Consider the following 12,802-nt stretch of genomic DNA (forward strand, 5'->3'; position numbering starts at 1 on the left):
GATTGATGCTGTGTGTGTCAGGGTGGTTAAGAATAAAGGCGAGGAGTAGATGCATGGCCGAGCGTGCCGCCAAGCAGTTAGAACTGAATAAATCTGAATTACCAAATTCCATTACCGAAGTGATTGCCACCCTAACCCGAGCTGGGTTTGATGCCTATATCGTCGGTGGCGGCGTGCGCGATACCTTGCTAGGCCTGCGTCCAAAAGACTTTGATGCGGTTACTGATGCTAAGCCTCATGAGATTAAAGACGTCTTTGGTAAGCGCTGCCGTATTATCGGTCGCCGTTTCCAGTTGGCGCATGTCTACTCTGGGCGCGAGCTTATCGAAGTGGCGACCTTTCGTGGTCCCCCTATCAACGATTCTAATACCAATCAAGACGGTATGATCCTGCGCGACAATGTCTGGGGCGATATCAAACAAGACTTTGCCCGTCGCGACTTTTCTATCAATGCCCTTTATTATCAACCGCTCAAAGGCGTGGTACACGATTTTTGCGGTGCGCTTGAAGATATCGATAATAGAATCATTCGTCTGTTAGGCAATGCCCCGACGCGTATCGAAGAAGATCCGGTCAGATTGCTGCGTGCGCTGCGCTTTAAAGCCAAGCTTGGCTTTGATTTTGATAGTGAGTTGGCTGCACAGTTTCATGATGGCAATTGGGCGCTGCTTGAGCAAATCTCTCCGCATCGTCTATATGACGAAACGCAAAAGATGTTTACGGGCGGCTATTTAGTGCCGCTGTTGCCGCTGTTGTTTGAATCAGGCGCGATTGATAGTCTTATTATTTATCCCCCTGCTGAACCAAGTGCGTTGGTTAAGCAAGTCGCTATCAATACCGACAAACGTATTGCTGCTGGCAAAAGTATCAATCCGGCATTCTTTTATGCCGCTTTGCTGTGGGAAAACTACCTACATCAGTTAGAAAAAGCCAAAAAACGCAATATGCCTTTTGCAGATGCGCAAATGCACGCGGCAAGTAAGGTCATTGACCGTCAGCGTATCAAGACCGCCATTCCAAAATTTGCTGAGCAGTTTATCCGTGATATCTGGATACTGCAGCCGAAATTGGCCGCGCCGCGTAGTAAACAAATTGTCCAGCTATCTGAGCACCCACGTTTCCGTGCCGGTTTTGATTTCTTGCTATTGCGCGAGCAGTGCGGCGATGCTGAGCATCCACTTTCTGAATCGACCAATAACATGGGCGAGTGGTGGCAGACCTATCAAACTTTGACTGAGCAAGAGCAGGATCAAGCGATTGATGACTTTGATGAAAATCTCCGCCGCGGTGCTTATAAGCAAGGTCAGCGCGGTCGCGGACGCAATCGTCAAAAACCGTCATACGCGAATGATAGCGCCAAGCTAAGTCAGTTGGATAATGACTACAAAGAACAAGCGCTTAACGGTAGCAAAGTCTCAGTGGTCAACGATTCATCAAATGTGCCATCGCGTCGCCGCCGCGCTAGTCAGCATGCTGCTGATAATAGTAAAGGCAAGGGCTATAGTAAAGCGCAAGGTACACAAGATAATGATGAGCTGGCGCAGTTGCAGCAGCTGTCTTTGGCTCGCCATGATGGGCGTAAGCAGCAGATATCAAAACCTGCGCCCTTGTTTGTTATTGAACATGGCAATGTCGTACCGCCGCTTAAAAAGCAGCTAGCCGGTTCAGATAAACCGGTATCTAAAGTAACACAAAACGCACCTACTCAAAAAGTAGCTACCGAAACATCGTCAATAGATCATCAAGTGGGTAGGCCACAGGCAAAAACTGCTGTGAAAGTACATGATGTAGAGAGTAGAGAGGTTGCTGCCGATTCGGATAATACGCGTACAGGGGCTTATATAGAGCGTACGATTGCGCAGTCACCTGCACTGGTCAGTATCAACAACGAGCCGATACCGTATAAACGTCGCCGTCGTCAGCCAACAGTCATAGAAAGTAGCGGTAGTCAGAATGACAGTCAAGCAGGCGTCGCGAGTAGCAATAACACTAGCACGAGCACCGATGCTAAGTCCGTTGATGGCATAGCGCAAAAAGCGGCAAAATATGTCAGAAAAGCACCGAAAGCTGTAAGCCAAGCACTTGGCACAGTTAAAAGTGATGACGTGGTAGATGTAGATAAGGCTAAAAAGGTAGCGAAAGGCTTAGCAGCAAAAGCTGTTAAAACCAGTCAAGGTGATAACAACCAAAGCAAAGATCAGCTGGTTATTAGTACCATGACTGAGCATAAAGGCCCTATCCCATCGAAGCGTCGCCGTCGTCAGCCAAGTGTTAATAACGCGTAGATTTAGCGGTAAACAATTTAGCGGTGAATAATAGAGTTAAGTCAGCATGATGAACACACAATTTGAAGCCAGTTATGATCATGCTCGCTATGATGACATGGCTTGGGTTACTTGCTATGTAGGGCTGGGCAGCAATTTGACCAATGAGCTGGGTTCGCCTGTCGAGCATTTGCAGAATGCTATTATCGCCCTGCAAGAGCATGAGCAAATACATGCGCTGCAAACCTCATCTTTTTATGCTTCAGCGCCAATGGGACCGCAAGACCAGCCTGATTTTATCAATGCGGTCGCAGGTTTTGAGACCACTTTGACTGCGTTTAAGCTGCTGAGTTTTTGTCAAACGTTAGAGCAGCAAGCGAAACGCGCCCGCCTGCGTCATTGGGGTGAGCGTAGCCTTGATGTCGATATTTTGTTATATGGTGACATGCAAATAGCAGAGCCGCAATTGACCATACCGCATGCTGGATTGTCTGAACGCAATTTTGTCTTGCTGCCGCTGCATGAGTTAGCGCCAGAGTTGATTATTAAAGGTAAACCTATCACGGATTATCCACAAAGCAGCGATTGGATAGGGTTAAAGCTGCTATCAGAGGATTGATGTGTTAACCGATAAATAAACTTATTAACGACTAAAAACTAGCAGAAAATTGGCCTTTAGCAGCACTTTTAATCATTGAATGTAAAAGCTATTGATGATTAAAAGCATTGAGGATGATGTAACGATATGACGACGTTATCGACTTTAAATAAATTTAAAAAAGACGGCACCAAATTTACCTGTCTGACCTGTTATGACGCGATGTTTGCACGCATGATGGATAAAGCGCAAATCGATACGATTTTGATTGGTGATAGCTTGGGCATGGTGGTACAAGGTCATGATTCGACCCTGCCTGTCAGCGTCGATGATATGGCTTATCATACCGCCAATATTGCCCGTAGTAATAAGCATGCGCTGATTTTGGCAGACTTACCCTTTATGAGCTATGTGACGCTGCCAGAAGCTATTGCCAATAGCCGCAAGTTGATGCAGGCGGGCGCCCATGTGATCAAAGTTGAAGGCGGTCGTGAGCTTTGCGAGTTGATCACAACATTGGCGCAAGCCGGTACGCCAACGTGTGTCCATCTTGGCTTAACCCCGCAATCAGTCAATGTTTTTGGTGGTTATAAAGTCCAGGGGCGCGGTGATGATGCCGCTGATAAGCTCCTTGCCGATGCCAAAGCGGTGGTTGATGCTGGTGCAGCACTTTTGGTATTAGAATGTGTACCTGCCGAGCTTGCTAAAGCGGTAACCCAAGCGGTCGCTGTACCTGTGATTGGGATTGGGGCAGGGGCTGATACCGATGGTCAAGTATTGGTCATGCACGATATGCTAGGCATGGTTCATGGCCGAGCGCCGCGCTTTGTTCATGATTTCTTGACTGATGAGCGTAATACTGAGCATAGTATTGAAGGGGCATTTGCCCTATACCAGCAATCAGTAAAGGAAGGCTGTTTTCCAGCAGAGCAGCACCAGTTTAGCTAATAAATAGGTATCAAGCGCCAGTCATTATAACCATCAGTAAAAGAGCAGCTAACCATGCCAACGATTCATTCCCATATCTCAGACCTACGCGCCGCTTTACAGACTTATCGAGTAGCGCAGCGCATTGCATTGGTCCCGACAATGGGCAATCTGCATGATGGTCATTTAGAGCTGGTAAAAATTGCCAAACAGCATGCAGATATTGTGGTGGTGAGTATTTTTGTCAATCCAACCCAGTTTGGGATTGGTGAAGACTTTGACAGTTATCCTCGTACCTTAGATGAAGATGTTGCCAAGCTTGCCACCGTTGGTGCTGATTATGTGTTTGCGCCTACTATTGATGAGATGTATCCGCTACTACCGCCGCCGACGACCATTCTCGCCGGAGCTATTACAAAGCAGCTGTGCGGCAAAACCCGTCCTACCCATTTTGATGGTGTTGGTATAGTGGTCTCTAAATTGTTTAATATCGTGCAGCCTGATGTGGCAATATTTGGACAAAAAGATTATCAGCAATTAGCCATTATCAAGCAGCTGGTTCGTGATTTGAGCTATCCGATCGAGATTATTGGTGCGCCTATTATTCGTGCGGCAGATGGTTTGGCTTTATCATCGCGTAATCAGTATTTAAGCGCGTCTGAGCGCCGAATAGCGCCCATCTTACAGCAAGAGTTGCAGTATTTAGCCAAACAGATTGGTGCTGTCCAGCAGCCATTAGACGTCCTTTTAAGTGCCTCTCGCGAACGTATTACGAGTGCTGGCTTTATTATTGATTATTTGGAAGTAAAAACGACTGAGCTGACGGCTGTTAATGATGAGAGTATCCATAATCATCAAGGCTTGGTTATTTTAGTGGCTGCATGGCTCGGTCGTGCGCGCTTGCTTGACAATCTATTGGTCACGATTGGTAAAGTGCGATGACCCTGCTATTTATAATACTGTAATTTGCGGGATGCAATTTATAAGGATAACGGAACATGCAGGTAAATCAGGACACCGGTAATGTGCAATTAAAGCGGACAGGTTGTAATGAATCCGCTGCTGATAAGCTCAATATATTGGTCGTCTCAGGGCGTTCAGGCTCAGGGAAAACCTCGGTACTTAATATCCTTGAAGACTTGGGGTTTTATTCGATTGATAATTTGCCGTTATCCTTGGTACCTGAAGCGGCGCAAAAGCTGGTTTGTGATAGCGGAATTAAACGCATTGCCCTTGGGGTTGATATTCGTACGCCGCGGGCAGATTTATCCAATTTTGCTGAGATCCATGAGTGTTTAAAAGAGACTTATGGTGATGATGCGGTCACAGTCATGTATGTGACGGCGCAAGAAGAGACGCTGGTTGCCCGCTTTAATGCTACGCGCCGCATCCATCCGTTGATGGTTTTGGATACCAAGGGCGTAGAAAACACGACTTATAATTTACCAGCAGCCATTGAAAAAGAAATACAGCTGTTGCAGCCGATATTTAAGCATGCCGATATCAAGATAGATACCAGTATGCTCAATATTCATCAGCTAAAAGAGCGCTTACGCGAGTATGTTGGGGTTGATAATCAAATCGTGATTAACCTGCTGTCATTTGGTTTTAAATATGGCAGTCCAATTGATGCAGACTTTGTTTTTGATGTCAGGATTTTACCCAATCCGCATTGGAATCCCGCCCTACGCGCGGCGACGGGTCTTGACGCTGAAGTGGGGGCGTTTTTTGCCGATTACCCAGAGGTTGCTGAGATGACACAAGATATTGCTACCTTTTTGAATCGTTGGTTACCGGATTTTTTACACAATAATCGTCATACAGTGACGGTTGCTATCGGCTGCACCGGTGGCAAGCATCGCTCGGTATTTATCACCAAGCACCTGCAAGATAGATTGCAAGACAGCTTGCCAGAAGGCTTGACCGTAACGGCGAAACACCGTGAAAAGCATCATTGGTAGCGTCTACCCAACCTTTTATACCTAATTTTTATACTTATTATTTATTTTTACAAATGGAAAGCTTTTATGATTGACTGGTCAGAACAAGATATGCGCGTCTCGCGCACAGAGCTCAAAAAAGCTCATGAGCGCTTGCAACAGTTGTCGATACCGCTTGCCAGCTTATCGAAAAAACAGCTCAAAGCCCTACCGGCTAGCGATTATTTTATGGCGGAATTGATGGCGCTTGCTGATATTACCAGTGCCAATGCCCGTAATCGTCAGACCAAACGTGTTGGCAAGCTTATGATCGAAGAAAATCGCCATGAGCTGATAAAAGCATTGTTTGATGCCTATTTTCCTAAAGAGCAAGTTTCGAAGATAGAGAGCTGGTATGAGCGTCTAAATATCAACGATGAAGGCACGCTAAAACAGTTCGTCAAACAATATAAAGCCTCTGAGCATCATAGCATGTATCAGCTATTGCTATGGATTGAGTACGCTAAGCATACCAACGATGATGAGCTCATGGCAGAGTCAAAAGCAGACTTGGCAAGCTACATCCGTGAAGTCGCTATTTTAACGCATCTAAAAAAATAGCGATAAGAGAGAATGATAAAACACAAAAAAAGCCAATCAGCAAAGATTGGCTTTTTTATTTATTAAGAAATAATATGTTTAAATGGCAATATTATTTCTTTTCTGCACGTACTTTATCGACTAGGAAATCAACCACTTTAGGGACGGTGGCGCTTTCACCGGTTACCACATATTTACCTTGCACGACCACTGCTGGCACACCTGATAGCTGATAGCGCTTAGCACCTGCTTGTGAGCGACCGATTTTGGTACCGACAGCAAAAGAGTTATAAAGGCTGTTAAATTTCTTTTCGTTTACGCCTTTTGAGGCATACCATTTGCTCAGTGAAGACTGGTCAAATAATTGCTTACCATCTTTGTGGACGGCATCAAATAGCGCATCATGGGTCTTGTCTTCAAAACCCAGTAATTGCGCGGCATAAAAACCACGGGCGCTCGCTTCCCATACAGGGTTTAGCGCTGCTGGGGTTTTAAAGAATGCCACATCTTTGTCTTTGGTTTTTGCCCATTTTTCCATGTGAGGATTGAGGACGTTACAATGCGGGCAACCATACCAAAAAAACTCACGCACAATGATAGCATCACCGCTGATTTTTTCTGGATTATCTAACACACGATAGTCTTTTCCTGCGACATAATTGGCAGCTTGTGCACCCGTATTGGCAAACCCAATAGCGCAAGCCAAACCAGTTAATGCGATGATACGTTTCATACTTATTCCTTGAAATAACGACATTCAGAAGTTTGCGTTGATAATTATAGCTTTGATAGTTCTATAAATGCCAAAGCAAATAAGCAATGACAAAGCCGATAGACGACAATAGGCCGTCTCAGTCGACCTAACACAGAATAGCAACTATAATAGCGTAAAATGCGGCGCTTTGTGAACCGGATTCTTAACGAATGGTTGTAATGCTGTCAGTCATTATTTAAGGTATCTTACTTATAGGCTGTCATTCTATTTTTTATTGACGTAAAAAGTATCTATAAAACAGTTCACAATCGGTGACGATGTACTTACGGCAGCTTTGCAGCTCTCATGTTAATATTGAGTCTTTGATCGCATACTATAACAATAAAGGAAAAACTATGAGCCAAGCTTTATCTTCTAGCCAGTCTGTGCACGCTCATGCAAATGATAGCGGCATGACCAACGATACTCTAAGCGCCATCAATGTCGATCCAAGCGAAGTTGAAAAGTTTAATAAACTGGCGGGTGAGTGGTGGAATAAAACGGGTGCCTTTGCTACCTTGCACGAAATCAATCCGCTGCGTTTAAACTGGATCGAGGAAAACGTAAAGCGTGGCTACGTGAGTGCTGATAGTCAAAAAACGGCAGAGATGGGCTTGGCGGGTAAAAAGGTGCTTGATGTCGGCTGTGGCGGTGGTATCTTATCAGAATCGATGGCACGTCGCGGCGCGGATGTGACCGGTATTGACCTTGGGACGGAAAACCTTAAAGCGGCAAGTTTGCATACTGAGCAAAGCAATTTGCAAGATACCTTGCGCTATCAGCATATTCCTGTTGAGCAATTGGCTGCCACTCATGCTGGTCAGTTCGATGTGGTCAGCTGTATGGAGATGCTAGAGCATGTACCAGATCCAGCCGCTATTGTAGATGCCTGTTTTAAGCTGTTGGCGCCGGGCGGTGTATGCGTGCTATCAACGATTAACCGCAATCCAAAATCTTATTTGTTTGCCATCGTTGGTGCAGAGTATGTCCTGCGCTTACTCGATCGCGGCACGCACGATTATGCCAAGTTTATCACCCCAGCTGAGCTCGATAAAATGGCGCTTGATGCCGGTTTTATGCGCCAAGATATTATTGGATTACACTATAATCCATTAACCAAGCGCTACTGGCTGGCGCAAAACGTTGATGTCAATTATATGATAGCAGTGCAAAAACCTTTAGCCTAACCCCTTTTATCACTTTAACTAAGAGCCTTTGTAATGAGTCAATTTGTAAAAGCGGTCTTGTTTGACCTAGATGGGACATTGATAGATACGGCTGCTGATTTTGTACGTATCATCAATAAAATGAGCCGCGAAAACGGCTGGCAAGCGCCCTCTGAGGTGGAGATTCGTGAACAAGTCTCTGCTGGTGCGTCAGCAATGGTACAGCTTATGCTACGCCACAATCAGCAAACAGATTTTAGCGAAGAGACGTTGCTTGAATTTCGTCAGCAGTTTTTGGACGAATATGAAGCGGATATTTGTGTGGATAGCTGTGTTTTTGACACCCTTGATGATGTGTTAAGTGCCCTTGAAGAAAAGGGTGTGCCATGGGGTATCGTGACCAATAAGCCGCGCTATCTATCAGAGCTGTTATTAGAAAAAATGCAGCTAGATACGCGCTGTGCGGTTTTAGTCTGTCCTGACGATGTATCGCGCTCAAAACCGGATCCAGAGCCTATGTATGCGGCGCTAGAAAAGCTTGGTATTCCGCGCGGCGCTGCTGAAAGCGTGATTTATGTTGGCGATCATATCCGTGATATCGAAGCTGGCAATGCCGCTGGTATGCCGACGATTCTGGCGGCTTATGGTTATATCCCGCCTGAAGATCAGAACAATCTAAAGAGATGGGGCGCAGACTATATTGCGGATACGCCTGAGCAGTTGAGTAAGTTATTGCTTTCCTCTGGTAAGTTTGACTATTTATAAATCAAATGAGTCATCAGACCAGCGTGTTATTAGGTAGTGTTCAACAGCACAGCACAGCACAGCACAGCACAGCACAGCACAGCACAGCACAGTGGTTGACCATCCCATTTATTAAACGATAAGCAGTGAGTAATGCCATGAATGACAATATCAACCCATTAGCGAATCAGTCAGTGAGCCATACCGCTGACAATATAACTAATAATGCCGCAAGCCAGCAAACGGATATACAAGCCCCTATAGCCGAATTAACACACGATGATATTCGTGACTTTGTACCGTCTGAAAACTGCTTAGATGGCAAAACTATCTTGGTGACAGGCGCGGGCGATGGCATTGGTCGTGTTGCGGCGTTGACCTATGCGCGCTATGGCGCAACGGTACTGCTACTGGGTCGTACTAGCAGCAAGCTTGAATACGTTTATGACGAAATCGAAAGCTTTGGTGGTAAGCAGCCTGCTATGCTACCGATGAATTTGGAAGGGGCGACTTATGCAGAAATGCAAAAATTAGAAAACTTGATTCATAGAGAAGTGGGTCAGCTTGATGGTATCTTGCACAATGCGGGGATGCTTGGTCCATTAACGCCCCTTGAGATGTACGATGTCGATATGTTTGCTCAAGTCATGAAGATTAATTTTACGTCCACCTTTATGCTCACCCAAGCGCTACTGCCTTTACTAAAAGATGCGCCGCATGGCTCTATCGTATTTACCTCCAGCAGCGTCGGTACCCATCCTCGTGCGTTTTGGGGTGCTTATGCCCTATCTAAGCAAGCGGTAGAAGGAATGAGCAATATCTTTACTCAAGAGACGCAAAACACCACCAACTTACGTTTTAACTGTATCAATCCGGGTGGCACCCGCACCAATATGCGCGCCCATGCTTATCCAGGTGAGAATCCAATGAGCCTAAAAACGCCTGAAGATATCATGGCAGGGTATGTATGCTTGATGAGTGATGAGAGTATCGGCGTACGCGGACAAGTGGTTGAGTTACAGCCAAAGGATTAAGTAAGCTTTATCATGGTTGATAGATTGAAATTGTCCATCACTAGCCCCATCTATTTGTTATTAAAGAGCTTTATGCTAGATTGAAAATGAGCATAATCAATAAAAATAAATAGGATGAGACTATGGCAGGTGGTTGGTCAAGAGATGGCGCTGAACATGAGCAAATGGATGCGACGGTCAATGATGCGCTAGAGCGAGCACGCCGTGCATTACCAACGGGTAAGAGCGCAGAGTTTTGCGATGAATGCGGTAATCCCATTCCAGAAGCGCGGCGTATTGCAGTACCTGGTGTACAGCATTGTGTTGGTTGCCAAAGCGAGCTTGAACAAGAGGCAAAAGCCACAGAGTTGTTTAATCGCCGTGGCAGTAAAGACAGTCAGTTACGCTAAAAAAATGACCCTGCTAGTAAAATAGTAGGGTCATTTTTTATTGCTATCGTAAAGAGCAGCTTATCTAGTCAACCATTACCATCGCCATCAGTTCACGGTCACATATTTCCCAGTCTATTTCCCAGTCTATTTCCTTGTCTATCTCACCTTCTTGACTATTGCTTGCTTGCAAAATAATCTCTAGTCGGCTATCTACTTGTGCGCTCACTGTCTTTGTGGAAAAGCTATCAGGCGTAAAGTTGATTTGTAGCCAGCCATTAGACGTATGTACAACACCTTTAATACGTAGCCAGTTTGGTAGCGTTAGCAGCCAATCCTGCAGCTGATCGGCATTTAATACGTATTCTGTCGGCAGTCGCCACCCAGCTAGCAGAATATCTTGCTGCGTTTCATGATAACGGTAGGGTAGCTCTATATCCGTATCAGGCTGAGCAGAATCATGGTTTGCAGAGTTGGTTAAGGTATTTTCTGTTAAAGAGTGGCGTGGTGGTCTTAAGCTCACAACCGCTTTATGTGGCTGAGCGATATTGACTCTTTGCTGTTTTGATATGACAGAGCTGGGTTTGGACAGCTGCGCATTTAATAATGCTGAATAGTTAGTGGATATATCTATATCATGAGCGCTTGTCTGCTTATCAGCTTCTGCCCAAATAATAAAAATCTTTGAATTTAGATTGGCTAACCATGCTTGAAGCGCTTGTCTTTCGTCAGACCGTAACTGCGCATAGCGATTAATAACTAAGACATCAGCATCACGGATATGCGCTTGAAATCCTTCATGAGTACGATACTTGTCCTGTTGCCATTGCAGAGCATTAAGCACGGTGATGACCGCTTGCATTTTCAGAGCCGTTTGCCAATGCGGCGCGCTAAGCTGCTGTATCAGCTCACGCGGATGGGCAAGCCCTGTTGGCTCGATGAGCAGACGCTTTGGCTGATGGTCACTTAGCAGGCGACTCAGCGCGATTTGTAGCGGCAGCTGACTGGTGCAGCAAATACAGCCGCCGCTGACCTCACGAATGGCGATATCATTTGTCGTATGGCTATCTTGAGAGCTGGCTAGTAGCGCGCCATCAATTCCGATACGACCAAACTCATTGATTAATAACGCCCAGCGCTCATCAGCAGCTTTGGTTGCGATTAATTGATTGATGAGCGTGGTCTTACCAGAACCCAAAAACCCTGTCACCAAAGTGCAGGGTATATTTTGAAGAATAATCGGTGATTTCAATGCGGCGCCCGTGATATTAATAGAATTAAAGAGTAATCGTCTACGCTATCAATAGCTGTAAGCACCATTGATGACTCTATAACGACTCACTTTTAGCCGCTTCAACTTCTGCTTCGTCCGGTACGAACACATAGCCCACACCCCAAACGGTTTGAATATAACGTGCTTGTGACGGGTTGTCTTCAATCAGACGGCGCAGACGGGATACTTGCACATCGATTGAGCGCTCCATCGCACCCCATTCACGACCACGGGCAAGGTTCATCAGCTTATCACGGGTTAATGGCTCGCGTGGATGCTGTACGAGTGCTTTTAGCACCGAAAATTCACCTGTCGTTAAGGTAACGACATTGCCATCGCGCTTAAGCGTACGGGTCGATAAATCAAGCGTCCATGGACCAAATTCAACCACTTCAAGCTGATGACTTGGCGCACCTGGTAGCTCGCGATTTTGACGACGTAATACCGCTTTAATACGGGCCAATAGCTCTTTTGGATTAAATGGCTTTGGCAGATAATCGTCCGCACCTGCTTCAAGGCCAGCAATACGATCAGCATCACCACCTTTAGCCGTCAGCATAATAATAGGAATGTCGCCATTGTCTTCGCGCAGACGCTTGCAGATACTGATGCCGTCCTCCCCCGGTAACATCAAATCAAGTACCACTAAGGAGAAAAGCTCACGCTGCATCAGCTTATCCATCTGACTGCCATCATGGGCAGTACGAACCACAAAACCATCGTCTTCTAAAAAACGTTGCAATAATGAGCGCAGACGCGCATCGTCATCAACGACTAAAATACGCTGGGTTAAGGTATCAGGGCTGTTATTTTCAGACATATAAGCATCCTCTTATAGAAATTATTATTAGTAGAAATTATGATTAAAAATGCAAGGATCACTATTTTTATTAAAAAAATACTATCAATAACTCAGACAAGCATTTATAAAAGTATCAATAATAGTGCCGCTATTTAGGCATCATTCCATCGATTGTTAAAAAGATTATAAATTAAAAACTTTTGTTCAGTACACTAGTAAACTGCAATATTTGTGCATTTGAGACTTTAGTGTATAAGATTGCCGTCATAATTGCATCACTGATAAAGACAAATGCTGTATGCGTTTGTTTAATAAAGCCGTAAAAACGCGCTTATGAGAGGATTTTTGCTATA

The 12,802-nt window shown here is 45.3% G+C and carries 13 protein-coding genes; 10 read left to right on the forward strand and 3 right to left on the reverse strand.

Annotated elements, in window-relative coordinates; genetic code table 11:
- The first annotated feature begins 53 nt into the window (after positions 1-53).
- The 6 genes from pcnB (at position 54) to yjgA (ending at position 6,329) form a co-directional block, all read left to right on the forward strand.
- Complete coding sequence (pcnB, locus tag ABYU67_RS01575) at positions 54-2,285, forward strand: polynucleotide adenylyltransferase PcnB (RefSeq protein ID WP_372843246.1); 2,232 nt, start codon at positions 54-56, stop codon at positions 2,283-2,285.
- A 49-nt stretch (positions 2,286-2,334) separates the two neighbouring features.
- Positions 2,335-2,883 (forward strand): 2-amino-4-hydroxy-6-hydroxymethyldihydropteridine diphosphokinase, encoded by a 549-nt coding sequence (gene folK / locus ABYU67_RS01580; RefSeq protein ID WP_372843288.1) that lies wholly within the window; start codon positions 2,335-2,337, stop codon positions 2,881-2,883.
- 126 nt (positions 2,884-3,009) lie between these two features.
- Entirely contained in the window at positions 3,010-3,810 is an 801-nt protein-coding gene (gene panB, locus ABYU67_RS01585; RefSeq protein WP_372843247.1) for a 3-methyl-2-oxobutanoate hydroxymethyltransferase, read from the forward strand.
- Between the two features lie 54 nt (positions 3,811-3,864).
- Entirely contained in the window at positions 3,865-4,731 is an 867-nt protein-coding gene (gene panC / locus ABYU67_RS01590) for a pantoate--beta-alanine ligase (RefSeq protein ID WP_372843248.1), read from the forward strand.
- Between the two features lie 56 nt (positions 4,732-4,787).
- On the forward strand, positions 4,788-5,750 hold the full coding sequence (gene rapZ / locus ABYU67_RS01595; protein ID WP_372843249.1) for an RNase adapter RapZ: 963 nt from the start codon (positions 4,788-4,790) through the stop codon (positions 5,748-5,750).
- A 66-nt stretch (positions 5,751-5,816) separates the two neighbouring features.
- Complete coding sequence (gene yjgA / locus ABYU67_RS01600) at positions 5,817-6,329, forward strand: ribosome biogenesis factor YjgA (RefSeq protein ID WP_372843250.1); 513 nt, start codon at positions 5,817-5,819, stop codon at positions 6,327-6,329.
- Positions 6,330-6,420: 91 nt separating this feature from the next.
- Here the strand turns inward: yjgA and ABYU67_RS01605 are convergent, their stop codons facing one another.
- The gene (locus ABYU67_RS01605) at positions 6,421-7,041 is read right to left on the reverse strand and encodes a thiol:disulfide interchange protein DsbA/DsbL (RefSeq protein ID WP_372843252.1); all 621 of its coding nucleotides are present in this window, start codon (positions 7,039-7,041) and stop codon (positions 6,421-6,423) included.
- Between the two features lie 377 nt (positions 7,042-7,418).
- On the opposite strand from ABYU67_RS01605, the gene ubiG reads away from it, so the two are divergent.
- The 4 genes from ubiG to ABYU67_RS01625 all read left to right on the forward strand — a co-directional run bounded on the left by ubiG (position 7,419) and on the right by ABYU67_RS01625 (position 10,395).
- The gene (gene ubiG, locus ABYU67_RS01610) at positions 7,419-8,249 is read left to right on the forward strand and encodes a bifunctional 2-polyprenyl-6-hydroxyphenol methylase/3-demethylubiquinol 3-O-methyltransferase UbiG (RefSeq protein WP_372843253.1); all 831 of its coding nucleotides are present in this window, start codon (positions 7,419-7,421) and stop codon (positions 8,247-8,249) included.
- 33 nt (positions 8,250-8,282) lie between these two features.
- The gene (locus tag ABYU67_RS01615) at positions 8,283-8,993 is read left to right on the forward strand and encodes an HAD family hydrolase (RefSeq protein WP_372843254.1); all 711 of its coding nucleotides are present in this window, start codon (positions 8,283-8,285) and stop codon (positions 8,991-8,993) included.
- Between the two features lie 137 nt (positions 8,994-9,130).
- Positions 9,131-10,006 (forward strand): YciK family oxidoreductase, encoded by an 876-nt coding sequence (locus tag ABYU67_RS01620; RefSeq protein WP_372843255.1) that lies wholly within the window; start codon positions 9,131-9,133, stop codon positions 10,004-10,006.
- 122 nt (positions 10,007-10,128) lie between these two features.
- The gene (locus ABYU67_RS01625) at positions 10,129-10,395 is read left to right on the forward strand and encodes a DksA/TraR family C4-type zinc finger protein (RefSeq protein ID WP_372843256.1); all 267 of its coding nucleotides are present in this window, start codon (positions 10,129-10,131) and stop codon (positions 10,393-10,395) included.
- Positions 10,396-10,459: 64 nt separating this feature from the next.
- Here the strand turns inward: ABYU67_RS01625 and ABYU67_RS01630 are convergent, their stop codons facing one another.
- Together ABYU67_RS01630 and ompR are read right to left on the reverse strand one after the other, a co-directional pair.
- Positions 10,460-11,626, reverse strand: a complete 1,167-nt coding sequence (locus tag ABYU67_RS01630; protein WP_372843257.1) for a GTP-binding protein — start codon at positions 11,624-11,626, stop codon at positions 10,460-10,462.
- A 76-nt stretch (positions 11,627-11,702) separates the two neighbouring features.
- Positions 11,703-12,467, reverse strand: a complete 765-nt coding sequence (gene ompR, locus ABYU67_RS01635) for a two-component system response regulator OmpR (RefSeq protein WP_372843258.1) — start codon at positions 12,465-12,467, stop codon at positions 11,703-11,705.
- Positions 12,468-12,802: the final 335 nt, after the last annotated feature.

Source organism: Psychrobacter sp. (genome assembly GCF_041554015.1).
Taxonomy (GTDB): Bacteria; Pseudomonadota; Gammaproteobacteria; order Pseudomonadales; family Moraxellaceae; genus Psychrobacter.

Coding starts and splice junctions, on each gene's coding strand:
- pcnB (WP_372843246.1), top strand. CDS start 54: ATGGCCGAGCGTGCCGCCAAGCAGTTAGAACTGAATAAATCTGAATTA.
- folK (WP_372843288.1), top strand. CDS start 2,335: ATGAACACACAATTTGAAGCCAGTTATGATCATGCTCGCTATGATGAC.
- panB (WP_372843247.1), top strand. CDS start 3,010: ATGACGACGTTATCGACTTTAAATAAATTTAAAAAAGACGGCACCAAA.
- panC (WP_372843248.1), top strand. CDS start 3,865: ATGCCAACGATTCATTCCCATATCTCAGACCTACGCGCCGCTTTACAG.
- rapZ (WP_372843249.1), top strand. CDS start 4,788: ATGCAGGTAAATCAGGACACCGGTAATGTGCAATTAAAGCGGACAGGT.
- yjgA (WP_372843250.1), top strand. CDS start 5,817: ATGATTGACTGGTCAGAACAAGATATGCGCGTCTCGCGCACAGAGCTC.
- ABYU67_RS01605 (WP_372843252.1), bottom strand. CDS start 7,041: ATGAAACGTATCATCGCATTAACTGGTTTGGCTTGCGCTATTGGGTTT.
- ubiG (WP_372843253.1), top strand. CDS start 7,419: ATGAGCCAAGCTTTATCTTCTAGCCAGTCTGTGCACGCTCATGCAAAT.
- ABYU67_RS01615 (WP_372843254.1), top strand. CDS start 8,283: ATGAGTCAATTTGTAAAAGCGGTCTTGTTTGACCTAGATGGGACATTG.
- ABYU67_RS01620 (WP_372843255.1), top strand. CDS start 9,131: ATGAATGACAATATCAACCCATTAGCGAATCAGTCAGTGAGCCATACC.
- ABYU67_RS01625 (WP_372843256.1), top strand. CDS start 10,129: ATGGCAGGTGGTTGGTCAAGAGATGGCGCTGAACATGAGCAAATGGAT.
- ompR (WP_372843258.1), bottom strand. CDS start 12,467: ATGTCTGAAAATAACAGCCCTGATACCTTAACCCAGCGTATTTTAGTC.